Annotated in this window: 10 protein-coding genes; 5 read left to right on the top strand and 5 right to left on the bottom strand. The window is 72.8% G+C overall.

Features of this window, described 5'->3' with window-relative positions:
• Nucleotides 1-97: 97 nt before the first annotated feature.
• Nucleotides 98-562 carry a hypothetical protein gene (locus ACIBAG_RS32760; RefSeq protein WP_399110079.1) on the bottom strand — a complete coding sequence of 155 codons (465 nt, stop codon included), beginning with the start codon at nt 560-562 and terminating at the stop codon, nt 98-100.
• A complete protein-coding gene (locus ACIBAG_RS32755; protein ID WP_399110078.1) occupies nt 562-1,791 on the bottom strand; it encodes a molybdopterin-dependent oxidoreductase in 1,230 nt (409 codons plus the stop codon). The genes ACIBAG_RS32760 and ACIBAG_RS32755 overlap by 1 nt, the downstream gene beginning before the upstream one ends.
• Nucleotides 1,792-1,905: 114 nt before the next feature.
• Here ACIBAG_RS32755 and ACIBAG_RS32750 point away from each other — a divergent pair, with 114 nt between their 5' ends.
• Both ACIBAG_RS32750 and ACIBAG_RS32745 read left to right on the top strand, forming a co-directional pair.
• On the top strand, nt 1,906-3,273 hold the full coding sequence (locus ACIBAG_RS32750) for a hypothetical protein (RefSeq protein ID WP_399110076.1): 1,368 nt from the start codon (nt 1,906-1,908) through the stop codon (nt 3,271-3,273).
• Between the two features lie 66 nt (nt 3,274-3,339).
• Nucleotides 3,340-4,050 carry a DUF2470 domain-containing protein gene (locus ACIBAG_RS32745; RefSeq protein WP_399110075.1) on the top strand — a complete coding sequence of 237 codons (711 nt, stop codon included), beginning with the start codon at nt 3,340-3,342 and terminating at the stop codon, nt 4,048-4,050.
• A gap of 207 nt (nt 4,051-4,257) precedes the next feature.
• Here ACIBAG_RS32745 and ACIBAG_RS32740 read toward each other — a convergent pair whose 3' ends face one another.
• On the bottom strand, nt 4,258-7,383 hold the full coding sequence (locus ACIBAG_RS32740; RefSeq protein ID WP_399110073.1) for a SpoIIE family protein phosphatase: 3,126 nt from the start codon (nt 7,381-7,383) through the stop codon (nt 4,258-4,260).
• A 91-nt stretch (nt 7,384-7,474) separates the two neighbouring features.
• On the opposite strand from ACIBAG_RS32740, the gene ACIBAG_RS32735 reads away from it, so the two are divergent.
• Complete coding sequence (locus tag ACIBAG_RS32735) at nt 7,475-8,593, top strand: alpha/beta hydrolase family protein (protein WP_399110071.1); 1,119 nt, start codon at nt 7,475-7,477, stop codon at nt 8,591-8,593.
• Between the two features lie 122 nt (nt 8,594-8,715).
• A complete protein-coding gene (locus ACIBAG_RS32730; RefSeq protein WP_399110070.1) occupies nt 8,716-9,465 on the top strand; it encodes a DUF4142 domain-containing protein in 750 nt (249 codons plus the stop codon).
• A 50-nt stretch (nt 9,466-9,515) separates the two neighbouring features.
• Here the strand turns inward: ACIBAG_RS32730 and ACIBAG_RS32725 are convergent, their stop codons facing one another.
• Nucleotides 9,516-10,097 carry a hypothetical protein gene (locus ACIBAG_RS32725; RefSeq protein WP_399110068.1) on the bottom strand — a complete coding sequence of 194 codons (582 nt, stop codon included), beginning with the start codon at nt 10,095-10,097 and terminating at the stop codon, nt 9,516-9,518.
• A 182-nt stretch (nt 10,098-10,279) separates the two neighbouring features.
• Here ACIBAG_RS32725 and ACIBAG_RS32720 point away from each other — a divergent pair, with 182 nt between their 5' ends.
• Nucleotides 10,280-13,345, top strand: a complete 3,066-nt coding sequence (locus ACIBAG_RS32720) for a beta-N-acetylglucosaminidase domain-containing protein (RefSeq protein ID WP_399110233.1) — start codon at nt 10,280-10,282, stop codon at nt 13,343-13,345.
• On the opposite strand, the gene ACIBAG_RS32715 is transcribed toward ACIBAG_RS32720, so the two are convergent.
• A complete protein-coding gene (locus ACIBAG_RS32715) occupies nt 13,346-14,110 on the bottom strand; it encodes a sugar isomerase domain-containing protein (RefSeq protein ID WP_399110066.1) in 765 nt (254 codons plus the stop codon).
• Nucleotides 14,111-14,178: the final 68 nt, after the last annotated feature.

Below are 14,178 nucleotides of genomic sequence, written 5' to 3'. Positions count from 1 at the left end.
GGTCGGGGGGACTGCTTCTGGTCCCCCCGAGTGATCAAGCGGATGCCGGATCAGGAACATCACGGGCCGGAGGTGTGTCGATTCACACACGTGGAATTCACGGCAGGTGTACAACCTTCTGGGCGAGGCGACGTCGGCGGAGCACGAGCAACACCGCCGAACCCCCGAAGAGCACGGCCGTGATCAGCAGCCAGCGGGCCAGGAAGCCGTCCGGGGACAGGCCCGTGCCGGAGGCGTAGCGGTCCGCGACCCGGCCGCTGATCAGCGGGAACCACACCAGCAGGAGCAGCAGGGACAACGCGGCGGGGACACGGACGTACGGCATCCACCTGCGGGCTCCGGCCGCCTCGAACCCGCGCAGCAGCACCCGGTCGGCCGCCCCGTACAGCGGCACCAGGACCAGGTCGTGGAGGACCGCCGCGCCCACGAACCACAGCGCGACCTCGAACCAGTCCCCCTCCAGCAGCCGCACCCCGGCATAGCCGGTGAGGGCGAACGAACAGACGAGGAGGAGGAGTTGGAGGGGGCTACCGAGGGGGATCCGGATCCCGGGTCGTCGCATCACAGGTCTCCGAACGTCAACCGCGCCACCCACTTCGTGTTCAGCACCCCGGGCGCGGCCGGCACGATGATCCGCGCCGGGTAGCCGTGGTCGGGGGTCAGGTCCTCGCCGTTGACGAACAGGGCGAGCAGGGAGCGGGAGTCGGCGACCTGGTTGGCCCGCAGGGCGGCCCGGCGGAAGGCGCCGCGCCGCTGGAGCGACTCCACGAAGACGTCGGGCGGGTCCTCGGCGTGGCCGACCAGCGCCGCCAGGTCCCGCAACCGCACCCCTCGCCACCACTGGTCCGACGTCGACCAGCCCTCCACGCAGGCGATGGGCAACGCCGCGCTGTGCAGGGGCATGCCGAGCAGGTCGGCACGGCTGAGGCGGACCGTCCGTCCGCCGCGCCCCTCGACCACCAGCCGCCACGCCTCCTCGCTGGTCTCGGCCGCGCGGATCCCGGCGTACGCGGCCGTCTTGTTGATCTGGAAGCCGCCCGGCCCGCTGCCCGGTTCGGCGCCGCCGTGCGGGGCGAGGAGGGCGGTGCGGCGCAGGGCGCCGTCGAAGTTCTGGCCGGCGGTCGTGACGAACAGCAGCAGCGAGCCGCCGCCGACGAACCAGAGGGCGCCTCGTCGGGAGACGGTCGGTTCGGCGGGATCGGCCGGGACCAGCTCGCTCCTCTCCTCCCGGAGTCGGCGCAGGTTGCGCAGCGTCATGGGCAGTTTCAGCGCCACGTGCGCCACGAACGCGGCGAAGAACACCCATGCCCCGTAGAAGTGCAGGGTGTAGAAGGAGCCGGGAAAGATGTAGTCGAGCTGGACGTTGAGGACGCCCGTCACGAACTCGAACAGCGCGCCGCCCACCAGGAGCAGCAGCGAGATCCGCTCCAGCGCGTGCGCGAGCGACCGGGCCGGCGGCAGGGTGAAGAGCTTCGGTACGACCGACCACAGCTTGGCCAGCAGCACCGGGATCAGCGTGATGCCGAGCGTGACGTGGACGCCCTGGTTGAGGCGGTACAGCCAGTGCGGGTCGGTGGGCCAGGGGAAGAGGTAGAAGCCCAGGATCCCCTTGTCGGGGGTCTTGTCGTTCACCGGTGACAGGTTCGGGTTGTAGGCGGCGTAGGACACCAGCCCCGTCACGAACAGCACTGTGATCCCGCCGAGCAGCACGATGCCGAGCCACGAGGTCAGCCAGGGGCCGCGCAGCGGGCTGCGCCAGAAGGAGGGCGAAAAGGGAGAGGACATCGGCATGGGGTGACCGTAGGCCGAGACGGAGCCGGAGAAGCCGTAGCGGACCATGACGAATCTCTGACGTCCGCGCCCGTCACGCGTCCGGCGGACGCCGGGCGCCCTAGCGTCGAAGACGTGACCCGCGATCTCCTGCCCGGGGCCGGCCCCGACGCCCGACCCGACACCCGCCGAGACCTCCGTCGCGATCTGTACGCCGTCGCGGCCGCCGCCCTGCTCTTCGCCGTCGCCGCCCTGCTCGGCACCGCGATCGAGCACCGGGACGGCACCCTCTTCGTCAACTGGCCGCCGCTCCTGGCCGACTGGGGACCGCACACCGGCCCGGGCACCCCGGCCGCGATCGCCGTCGCGGTCGCCGTCGTGGCGTACGGCCCGGCCGTGGCCGCCCGGCTGTCCTGGCGCGGGCTGCTCCTTGCCGTCTGGGTGGCGGGCATGGCCTGGACCTGGTCACTCGCGCTCATCGACGGCTGGCAGCGCGGCATCGCCCGCCGGCTGACCACTCGGTACGAGTATCTGCAGGTCATCGACCGCTTCCAGGACATCCCCCAGACGCTGCGGGACTTCACCCGGCACATCGTGGTCGGTGCCTCACCGGAGCACTGGCCCGCGCACATCGCCGGGCATCCCCCGGCGGCCACCCTCACCTTCGTCTACCTGGACCGCGTCGGGCTGGGCGGTGGCGCGTGGGCCGGGGTCTGGTGCATCACGGTCGGGGCGACCGCCGCCCTCGGCATCCTGGTCACCGTCCGCACCCTCGCCGACGAGAAACTCGCCCGCCGCGCCGCCCCGTTCCTCGTCCTGGTGCCGGGCGCGGTGTGGATGGGCACCTCCGCCGACGGCTACTTCGCGGCGGTCGCGGCCTGGGCGGTGGCGTTGCTCGCGCTCGCGGTGACGGGGCACCGGCCGCGCTGGACCGGCCTGGCCTCCGGCCTGCTGTTCGGCCTGACGGTCTATCTGTCGTACGGCCTGACGCTCTTCGTCGTGATCGCCGCGGCCGTCCTGCTGCTCGGCTCCGAGCGCACCCGGCCCCTCCCTTTCGCGCTCGCGGGATTCGCGGTCGTGCCGGTCGTGTTCACGGCGTCGGGTTTCTACTGGTGGGAGGCGTACGACCTGCTGGTCACCCGCTACAACCAGGGCGCCGGCGGCATCCGGCCGCAGGCCTACTGGGTCTGGGCCAACCTCGCCTGTCAGGTCCTGGTGGTGGGCCTGGCGACGGCGGCGGGGCTGCGGCGGACCGGGACGGTGATCGCGCGCGGGAACGGAACGGCCGCGTTCCGCCTCGGCGTGCTCGTGCTCGGCGCGCTGGTCGCGATGGTCGTCGCCGACCTGTCGGGGATGAGCAAGGCGGAGACGGAGCGGATCTGGCTGCCGTTCGCGCTGTGGCTGCTGCCCGCCTGCGCCTTGCTGACGGGGGCGCGGGCCTGGCTCGCGGCGCAGGCGGTGCTCGCGCTGCTCGTCAATCACCTTTTGCTGACGGGCTGGTGACCCCGCAACAGGCGAGAATAGGTTAGGCTTACCTAAGTTGAACCCCAACGGGCTCGAAAGGTTCCCATGTCTGCTGCCACCTGCCCCGAGCCGACGCCCGCCGAGCGCGCCCGCTCGGTGCTCTCGGCGGCCGGCTCGCTGACCATCACCACGCACGGCCATCGTGTCGACCTGATCGGCCTGCACACCGTCGACGCCGCCGCCCGGCTGCTGCTGCAGAACCCGCCGGACGCGCTACCCATCGCCGCCGAGCTCGCGTCGGCACCGCAAGGGGATCTGGCCGCCCTGGTGGAGTTCACCGACATCGCCCCCGTCGCCGTACGCGAACGAGTGCGCGCCCGGCTGACGCTGGGCGGCCGGCTGACCGCCCTCGGGCCGAGGGCGCTGGTGTTCAACGCGGCCAGGGCCGTGCTCACGGCCGACGACGGGACGACCGTCGTCGGCCTCGACCGACTCGCCCTCGCCTCCCCCGACCCGCTGGCCACCCACGAGGCGGAGATGCTGGCCCGGATGGACGCCGCCCACGCCGATACCGTGGCCCCGCTCGCCCGGCTGCTTCCGCCCCGGCTCCAGTTGGGCGCGACGGAGATACGTCCGCTGCGGCTCGACCGGCACGGGCTGGTGCTGCGCGTGGAGACACCGGACGCGTACCACGACACCCGACTGGCCTTCGCCGCCCCGGCCACGCACCCCGGAGAGGCGGTGCGCCAGATCCACCTGCTACTCGCGCGGGCCACCGCCCGTCCGCGCCGCCGACGCCTGCCGACCAGGTCGTAGCCGAGGACGCGCCCAGAAGCCGCCGACCTCCGGGCCACTCGCCGAGGCCTTCCCGTCTCCTCAGCGATCGCGCCCGGGGGTCGGCTCTTGTCCGGGCCCGCGCTGTGCCGGGCCAGGGCCTGGGCGAGGACGACGCGTTGCCGCCGGCCGCCGGAGAGCTCGGGGGCCGAAGCGGGAGTCCGGGGGCGGCAGCCCCCAGCGGCAGCGTCACGGCAACGGCTGTTCGGTCCAGATGACCTTGCCGTCCGGTGCGTACCGCGTCCCCCACCGCTCGGTGAGCTGCGCGACGAGGAACAGGCCGCGGCCGCCCTCGTCCTCGGTGCGGGCGCGACGCAGCCGCGGTGAGGTGCTGCTGCCGTCGGAGACTTCGCAGATCAGGGCGCGGTCGCGCAGGAGGCGGAGCTGGAGGGGGCCGGTGGCGTGGCGGATGGCGTTGGTGACCAGTTCGCTGGCGATCAGTTCGGTGGCGAAGGCGAGTTCGTCGAGGTGCCAGGCGGCGAGCCGCTCGGTGACCGCCACCCGCGCGCGGGAGACGACCGCCGGGTCGCTGGGCAGGTCCCACTGGGCCACCCGGTCGGCGCCCAGGGCGTGGGTGCGGGCGACGAGCAGGGCGACGTCGTCGCCGGGGCGGGCCGGGAGCAGGGCGTCGAGAACGGCCTCGCAGGTCTCCTCCGGCGGGCGGCCGACGCAGCCCAGCACGGCGCGCAGCTTGTCCAGGCCGGCGTCGATGTCGCGGTGCCGGTCCTCGATCAGGCCGTCGGTGTAGAGCACGAGCTGGCTGCCCTCGGCCAGCTCCAGCTCGACCGTCTCGAAGGGCATGCCGCCCAGACCGAGGGGCGGGCCCGAGGGCAGGTCGAGGAAGTCGACCGTGCCGTCGGGCGAGACGACCGCGGGCTGGGGGTGACCGGCGCGGGTGAGGGTGCAGTGCCGGGACACCGGGTCGTAGACGGCGTACAGACAGGTGGCGCCGACGATGCCGGAGTCGGGGGTGCTCTCCGCGGCCCAGCCCTCGCCCCGGTCGAGCCGGCCGACCAGGTCGTCGAGGTGGGTGAGGACGTCGTCGGGCGGCAGATCCAGGGAGCAGAAGTTGTGGACGGCGGTACGCAGTCGGCCCATCGTGGCGGCGGCGTGCAGGCCGTGCCCGACGACGTCGCCCACGACCAGCGCGACCCTCCCGCCGGACAGCGGGATGACGTCGAACCAGTCGCCGCCGACGCCGGCCTGCGCGGGCAGATAGCGGTAGGCGACCTCGACGGCGCTCTGCTCGGGGCGGCCCCTGGGCAGCATGCTGCGTTGCAGGGTGAGCGCCGTGTTGTGCTCGCGGGTGTAGCGGCGGGCGTTGTCGATGCAGATCGCCGCGCGGCCGACCAGCTCCTGGGCGAGGGAGAGGTCGTCGTCCTCGAAGGGGGCGGGCCGCAGGGAGCGGTAGAAGCTGACCACGCCGAGGGTCGTGCCGCGCGCCCGCAGGGGCACGGTGATCAGTGAGTGGATGCCGGCCGCGAGCACCCGCTCCAGTCGCTCCGGGTCCTGCGCGATCCAGCCGCCCGCCTCGGACAGGACGGGTTCCAGCACGGACTTCCTGGTCTCCAGGGAGCAGGCCTGCGGCGTGGACGGGACGTACTCGACGAGATCGCCGACGTCGTACAGGTTGTGCGGGTCCTTGCGCACGGCGCGGATGGCCACCCGCCGCAGCGGGGTCCGGCCGCCGAGCATTTCCGGCTCCTCGCCGCGCAGCACGGAGTCCGGCAGGTCCACCGCGACGAAGTCGGCGAACCGGGGGACGGTCACCTCGGCGAGCTCCTCCGCGGTGCGGGTCACGTCGAGGGTGGTGCCGATACGGACGCTCGCGTCGTGCAGCAGCTCCAGCCGCCGCCGCGCGAGCACGGCCAGCCGCCCGACGCCGGGCTCACCCACGAGGAGCAGCCAGCCTTCGGCACCGGCACCGTCCGGGTCGGGCTCGGGGAGGGTGGCGGGCCGGGGCGCGGAGGCGGGGGCGGGATGTGTGGGTGCCGGTGCGGGTGGCGCGGGCGCGGCGGACATGGGCGGCACAACCCGGGTCGTCGGCACTGTCGGTGGGGAGGCCGCCGTGGTCCCCGAGGTCGCGGAGGGCGCCGCGGGCGCGGTCGGTGCGGCTGGCGCGGCTGGTGCGGCTGGCGCGGCTGGCGCGGCTGGCGCGGAAGCCTTCAGCGCGGTCGGGGCATACGCCACCGACCCACCTGGACCGCGCACCGCCGGCCCCGAAGTGCCCTGGGCGACAGCAGCGCCCGTACCCCGAACCACCGACCCGCCCGGCCCCCGCACGGCCGCCGACCCGCCCGCACCCCGCCGCGGCGACCCTCCCGAGCCCTGCGCGGCCGACGCGTCCAGCCCCTGTCCGCCGTATCCGCCCGGCGACGCCGGCCGCACATGGTTCAGGCGAGGCCCGCCCAGCACCCGCACCTCCACCGCGACTCCGCTCTCCCCCGCCGCTCCCCGCACCTGCCGGCGCCACAGGGTGGCGGTCCGGCCGCTGGGCAGGGTGATCTCGTCGAGGGTGCGGTGCGGTGCGGCGAGGAGTTCCTCGGCCTTCTCGCGCAGTGCCGCCAGGTCGATCCGGGCGAGGGCGCCGCCGCCCAGGTCCGGCGGCGGTTCGTCGGGCTGCTTCGGCCAGCCCCGCGCATGGCCGTCGGCCCGCCGGTACGCGGCGAGGAGCGCGCGTTCGCGCTGGGTGGCCTGCTCCAGCAGCCGGGCCTCGATGTTCTGTGCGGCCTCGCGGACCATGCGCACCATCGCCGGGTCTCCCTGGTCGCGCAGGCAGGTCAGATCGAGGACGGCCTCGATGCGCCCGCTGAGCGGGTCGCGGACGGGCGCCCCCGCACAGGCGAAGGGCTGCAGGCAGTCGGCGAAGTGCTCCCGGCCGGCGACGTAGACGGGGCCGCGCACGGCGAGCGCGGTGCCGACGCCGTTGGTGCCCACGACCGCCTCCGAGGCATCGAACCCGGGCGCGAACCGCACCTCGTCGAGGCGCTCGGACAGCTTCCGGCCACCGCCGAGCCGCTGGACCATACGCCCTTGCCCGTCACAGAGCGCGATCGTCATGCCCACATCGGCGAGGGAGGCCGAGAGGTCCTTCAGGACCGGGTCGACGGCGCGCAGCAGCCGGTCCTCCAGCGCCACGTCCGCGCTGTAGCGCACCAGCAGCCGGTGCGGTTCGAGCCCGGCGGAGCGGCAACGCTTCCAGGAGTCGAGCACGGGGTCCCTGACGTCCGACTCGACCAGTGAGCCGGCGAGGAAACGTTCGTGGGCATCGACGAGCCCGCCGATGTCGTCCCAGGCGACGGACAACGGGATCACTTCCCTCACCTGAAGCCGTCCCGGTCGCGCACGCCGCCGCTCGGCACACGGCCCGGTGGGCTTCTCCAGGCGCTATCACCCTAGCCCCTATGTGACGCGCATCACAACGGCGGGCCTCGGCCGCCCGCAGGGGAGGCGTCCGCCGACCGACCACCGGATACTCGACTTCATGCGGTTGCCGCGAGGCGCCTCGTGTCTCGCCGCCGGGCTCGCGCTGGTGGCCGCCGTGGGCTGCACCGGGAGCGCGGGGGAGGACAGCACGCCCGCCCCGGCCCCGTCGACGTCGTCCCGGGCCGGCGGCGAAACCCCCGCCGCGGCACCCTCGCCCTCGCCCACCCCCGCCGACCCGGTCTCCCTCCCGGCCCTGATCCGGCGCGAGCACCGGGGTTCCGACCTCCGCCTCGGTGCCGTACGCCTGCGCACCGACGCCTACACCCAGTACGCCGTCACGTACCGGGCGAACGACCTGACGATCTCGGGCATCATGAACGTCCCGCGCGGCGAGGGCCCGTTCCCGGCGCTCGTCCTGGCGCACGGCTACATCGACCCGGACGTCTACACGACCGGCCGGGGGCTGGCCCGGGAGCAGGACCTTCTCGCCCGTAACGGCTACGTCGTCCTGCACACCGACTACCGCAACCACGCGGGTTCCGACGACGACCCCGACAACGACGTCAACCTGCGGCTCGGCTACACCGAGGACGTCATCGCCGCCGTCCTCGCGCTGCGCTCCGCCGCCCGGCCGGACGTCGACGACGAGCGGATCGGTCTGCTGGGGCGGTCGATGGGCGGCGGGGTCGTGTACAACACGCTGGTCGTGGCGCCGGGGCTGGTCGACGCCGCCGTCGTCTTCGCGCCGGTCAGCTCGCGCCCTGAGGAGAACATCGACCGCTTCCAGCGGCCCGAGGGCGATCCGATCGTCGAGGAGATCGAGGCCGCGCACGGCACGCCCGAGGAGAACCCGGAGTTCTGGCGGCAGGTCTCGCCGGTCACCTACGTCGACCGGGTCACCGAACCCCTGCTGATCCACCACGGCACCGCCGACGACACCTGCCCCCTGAGCTGGACCAGGGCGACCGTCGCCGCGTTCGAGGCGGCGGGCAAGGACGTGGAGCTGCGGACGTACGCGGGCGAGGGGCACACGTTCGGGCCGCGGTGGCCGGACTCGATGGACGCGACCATGGCCTTCTTCGAACGCCGGCTGCGCTGATCGACGGCCGGTGTGATGGACGACGCACAGCGGATCGCAAGTTTTTTCCCGCGGTGGTGATTGTTTCGCGGGTTGCGTCCGTACCTCCTGGCGTACCGAGCCGTTCACGAACAGGAGGCACGATGCCCGTCTCGCGCCGCATGGTTGGCACCGTCTTCGTGGGAGGCGCCCTCGTCCTCACCCTCTCCGCCCTCGCATATCCCGCCATGCTGGGCGTGGAGACCACCTCCGCCAACCAGGACCGCGTCATCGCCAACACCCAGTACGGACCGCTGACCGAGGCCGACCGGGACTTCGTGGTCAAGGTCCGCGCGGCCGGACTGTGGGAGCACCCGCTGGGCCTGATGGCGATGGAGCGGGGCACCACCCCGGAGATGAAGGAGGCCGGCGAACACCTGGTCGTCGGACACGCCCGGCTCGACCTCGCCTGTCGCAAGCTCGCCTCCGAGCTGAACATCACGCTGCCCAACCAGGCCAGCCCGCAGCAGCAGCAGTTCGTGGCGACCGTGGACTCCAAGACCGGCAAGGAGTTCGACGCCACGGGTGTCGCCATCATGCGGGTGACGCACGGGCAGATCTTCCCGGCCATCGCCAAGATCCGGGGCACCACGCAGAACACCTTGGTCCGTCAGCTGGCCGACCTGGCGAACGACACCGTGCTCGACCACATGACGGTCCTGGAGAAGACGGGCCTGGTCAACTTCGACGCGAACAACTTCCAGCAGACCACGCCCCCGAAGCTCCCCAAGGACCAGATGACCCCGCCCGCGCCCCAGCCCGGCGCACCGGTCGTCACGCTCGCCATTCCCAAGGGCCTGGAGGACCTGAACACCGCCTCCCCGTCGGCACTGCCCAGCGCGGACGTGAGGTGACGAACGCAGTGGGCCGCCGCTGACCGTGGTGGTGTGCGGCGGCGGCCGTATCAGCCCGTCTTCCACCCCCACGGCGTGTCCATCCGCTCCCACTCCGCGGCCCACTGCTCCAGCCGCCGCCGCTCCAGCCCCAGCCGTACCATCCAGGAGCAGCCGAGCACGAGGCCGCCGGTCGCCCCGGCGGCCAGGACACCGCCGGCGATCGAGTGCATCAGGATCTCGGTCTCGGACAGCGGCTCGTTGACGACGGCGCCGTTGCGGTCCGTCCACACCTCGACCTTGCTGCCGGCCTTCACGTTGGGCGGCACCCGCGCCTCGTCCGTGCGGCTGGTGCCGTCGGGGTCGGTCCAGCGGACGGTGCCCCACACGAGATGGTCGGTGGTGACCCGCGAGGCCCCCGGATCCTCCGTGTCCTTCACCAGCACGGCCGTCACCTGCTGACTCCGGGCCCGCATGTCCTGAGCGGACCGGGTGACCGCGTCCGCCGCCACCAGTCCCGCGAACAGGGCGCCGACCAGCGCGAACACCCATGCGCATAGCACGACCCAGGCCTCGACCAGGTCGCTGCGCCGCCTCAGCGGGCTGCGCCGCCACCGCCACAGCCGCACCCTCGGGCACTCCGACGCAGCCATGCCGACACCCCCTTTGGCACCGACAGCTCTTACATCCAGTGTGCGCTCCCTGCGGCGGGCTGCCTCCCGAACGCCCCATTGAATGAAACATTCAGCATCCCTAGCATCCTCCGGTGGATACATTCATCCCGGGAGGATTCGTGCCGCCATCCCTTCGTGTCAGACCTCCACGGCGCCCGCTCATATCGCTCGCCGCCGCCCTGCTCCTGACCCTCGGCCTCACCGCACCGGCCACCGCAGCCGCGCCCGCACCCCGGGCCCAACCTCCGCAGGTCTGGCCGACGCCCAAAAGCATGCACACCGGCCCGGGCCGTCTCACCGTCCCCGACAAGGTCGTCGAGGTCATCGGCCCGGACACCGACCCATCCGCCCGGCGCCTCGTCGAATCGGTCCTGCGCGACGCGGGCGCCCGGCACATCGTCACCGTGCCGGCGAGCGGGAAACCGCCCGCCTCCGCCCTCACCGTCTACCTGGGCGGCCCCACCGAGAACCCCGCCACCGGGCGGGCGCTGGACCGGCTCGGCGCCGAGTCCCCGGCAGGACTGCCCTCCGGCGGCTACGTCCTCGCCACCGGCCGCTCCCACGGCCGCGCCCTCGTCGCCCTCTCCGGCGCCGACACCACCGGCACCTTCTACGCGACCCAGACCCTGCGCCAACTCCTCAGCCAGGACCGCGTCCCCATGGTGACCGTGCGCGACTGGCCCACCGCCGCCCTGCGCGGAGTCATCGAGGGCTTCTACGGCACCCCCTGGTCGCACACCGAACGCCTCGACCAGCTGGACTTCTACGGCCGTACGAAGCAGAACGTCTACGTCTACTCCCCCAAGGACGACGACTATCTCCGCGCCCGCTGGCGCGACGAGTACCCGCCCGCCGAACTGGCGAAGCTGAGGGAACTGGTCGACCGCGCCCGCGCCAACCACGTCCGCTTCACCTACGCCCTCTCCCCCGGGCTGTCCGTCTGCTACTCCTCCGACGCCGACATCAAGGCGCTCACCGCCAAGTTCGACTCGCTGTACGACATCGGCGTGCGCTCCTTCGCGATCCCGCTCGACGACATCAGCTACACCAGGTGGAACTGCGCCGCCGACGAGGCGGAGTTCGGCACGGGCGGGGGCGCGGCGGGTACCGCGCAGGCCCAGCTGCTCAACACGGTGTGGCGAAAGTTCACCGCCGGCCACCCGGACCTGCAGCCGCTGGAGATGGTCCCGACCGAATACTCCGACCTCGCCGACTCCCCGTACAAGAAGGCGCTGCGGGAGAAGCTCGACCCGTCGGTGGTGGTCGAGTGGACCGGTGTCGGTGTGATCGCGCCGGCCATCACCGCCGAGCAGGTGGCGCGGGCGCGTGAGGTGTACGGCCATCCGATCCTGATCTGGGACAACTACCCGGTCAACGACTACGTCACCAGCCGTCTCCTGCTCGGCCCCTACACCGGCCGCGAGCCGGGCGTGGCGAGCGCCGCGACCGGGGTGACCGCCAACCCGATGGTGCAGGGCGAGGCGAGCCGGATCGCGCTGTTCACCTCGGCCGCGTACCTCTGGAACCCGGACGCCTACGACCCACGGGCCGCGTTCCTCGCCTCGGTACGGGACCTGGCCGGACCCGGCGCCGCGAAGTGGCTGCGGATCTTCGCCGAGAACAACTACTCCTCCCAGCTCGACCCGACCGAGTCCCCCACGCTCACCGCCCTCATCGCCGCCTTCCGCAAGGCCTATGGGAGCGACAGCGGTCTCGAGCGGGCGGCGGCGCGGCTGAGGTCGTACTTCACCGACATGGCCGCCACCCCGGCCGAGCTGCGCGCCCGCCTCGACAACCCGGGGTTCCTGGCGGAGACCTCGGCCTGGCTGGACAAGCTGGGCCGCTACGGAAGCGCGGGCGGGACGGCGGTGGAGCTGCTGCTCGCGGACAAGCGCGGGGACACGGAGGCCGTGTCGACGTACTGGAAGCGGCTCCGGGGCGAGCGCAGGGAACTGGACGCCATCCCCCAGCAGGTGTCCCCGGGAGTGATGGACCAGTTCCTCTACACCACGCTGCTGGAGAGCGCCCCCGACCCCGGCGTCGACGCCTCCTTCGCGCCCGACTCACTTTCGCTGAAGCCGGGTTCCTCGCAGACGGTGACCCTCGAACTGTCCGACGAGCGGTCCACCACCGCCAGGACGGTCACCTGGAAGCTCGACGTGCCCGACGGGGTCACGGCCTCGCCGGGGCAGGGCAGTGCGACCGTCCCGGCCGGGGGCAGCGCGTCGGTCACCGTCGCGTTGACCGCGACCGCGCCCGGCGTGCACTCCGTCGTGGTGTCGGGAGACGGTCTGCTCACCCGCGCGATCCCGGTCCGGGTCACGGACGGCACCGGGACATCCCGTGCCCTGACGGCCAACTTCAGCGGGGCTTCGGTGAGTTCGATCGACCTCGGCTCGGGTACTAGCACGGACATCGCCGTCGGGAACAACCCGGGCGAGGTCGTGGTCAGCGCGGACGGGCGCACCGCCTATGCCGCCAACCAGGGCTCGAACACGGTCAGCGTGATCGACGTGGCGCGCGGCACGGTCACCGCCACGGTCGCCGTGGGCCGGGTCCCGGCCGGGCTCGCCCTCACCCCGGACGGCGGCACGCTCTGGGTCGCCAACTACACGGACGGCACGGTCCAGCCCGTGGACACGGCGACGCTGAAGGCGGGGACGCCGGTCGCGGTGGGTTCGGGGCCGGAGAACATGGCGGTCACGCCGGACGGCAGGACGCTGTACGTGGCCAACATCCACGACAACACGGTCAGCCCCGTCGACCTCACCACCGCCAGCGCCGGTAAGGCGATCCCCGTCGGCCCGCGCCCCTTCAACGTCGTCGCCGTGCCGGACGGGAGGACGGTGTACGTGTCCAACTCCGGTGGCTCCACGGTGACCCCGATCGACACGGCCACGAACGACACCGAGCCGACGCTGCTGGTCTCCGGCCAGGCCTACGGGCTCGGTCTGTCGCCGGACGGGCGGACGCTGTGGGTGAGCCCCAGCACCGGGGACTACGTCACACCGGTCGACACCGTGACCGGCGCGCCCGGCGCGCAGGTGACGGTCGGGCGGTCCGCCTTCGACGTCGGCCTGGACTGGAACGGCGCCAGGGCCTACGTCGCGACGGCCGACGGCAACGCCCTCGTGCCGGTCGACACGGCGTCGGGCGCGGCCGGGGAGCCGTTGCGGACCGGGGCCTATCCGCTGGCCGTGGCACTGACGCCGGTACCCGTGGAGTGATCAGCTCGCGGTACGCCGGATCCGTCCGGCGTACCGCTTCTCCAGTTCCAGGTTGCCCTCGAAGCCGCCCGGCACATTGGCCGAGACGTACACCGGCGGACGTTCCCCGGCGGCGAGGAGCTGGGCGGAGGCCTCGGCCACGGCCATCTGGACGAGCATCACGCCGGTCAGCGTGGACAGGGCGCACACGGCCCCGCCGTCCGGGAGCTCGAGCAGCGCGTCGCCGCGCGGTGCGGCGTTGTCGAGGACGACGTCGGCGAGGTCGGCGAGCTTCTTGCCGCTCGGGTGTCCGGCGGGCACGGCGCGGGTGTGGGTGAGGGAGGTGATCGCGAGGAGGCGGTGACCGTGCTGCTTGGCGTGCAGGGCCATCTCCACGACCACGTTGTTGACCCCCGAGTTGGAGATCACGACGAAGAGGTCCTGGGGACGCGGTGCGGCGAGGTCGTAGATGCGGGCCGCGACCCCGGCCTGCCGCTCCAGCAGCGGGTCGTCGAGGACGCTCGGGGAGTCACCGCCGTACAGGACGAGGTCGGCGATGCTCAGGCGGTTCGTCGGCACGAGTCCGCCGGCCCGGCCGGCGAGTTCGAGGACGATGGCCTGGGAGTGGCCGGTGCCGAAGGCCTGGATCACGCCGTCCGCGCGCACGCAGTCGGCGATCAGGTCGGCGGCGCGGATCACGTCGTCGCGGGCGGACTCGGTCAGGCGGTCGAGGACGGCCATGCTCTCGTGTGCGAAGCGCCGGGCGCTCACGGAGTCGTCGGACACGCGTCACTCCCCACTGGTGGATTGAACCACCTTGTATTCCTTCATCGATGAATCAATAAATCACACAC

The organism is Streptomyces sp. NPDC051243, assembly GCF_044455405.1.
Classification (GTDB): domain Bacteria; phylum Actinomycetota; class Actinomycetes; order Streptomycetales; family Streptomycetaceae; genus Streptomyces.
Note: the sequence above shows the minus strand (reverse complement) of the source record. Positions and strands in the feature narration are given on the sequence as shown.

What these genes read in the sequence shown, in the direction of transcription:
- ACIBAG_RS32760 (WP_399110079.1), bottom strand. Translation starts at nt 562, where the DNA reads ATGCGACGACCCGGGATCCGGATCCCCCTCGGTAGCCCCCTCCAACTC.
- ACIBAG_RS32755 (WP_399110078.1), bottom strand. Translation starts at nt 1,791, where the DNA reads ATGCCGATGTCCTCTCCCTTTTCGCCCTCCTTCTGGCGCAGCCCGCTG.
- ACIBAG_RS32745 (WP_399110075.1), top strand. Translation starts at nt 3,340, where the DNA reads ATGTCTGCTGCCACCTGCCCCGAGCCGACGCCCGCCGAGCGCGCCCGC.
- ACIBAG_RS32730 (WP_399110070.1), top strand. Translation starts at nt 8,716, where the DNA reads ATGCCCGTCTCGCGCCGCATGGTTGGCACCGTCTTCGTGGGAGGCGCC.
- ACIBAG_RS32725 (WP_399110068.1), bottom strand. Translation starts at nt 10,097, where the DNA reads ATGGCTGCGTCGGAGTGCCCGAGGGTGCGGCTGTGGCGGTGGCGGCGC.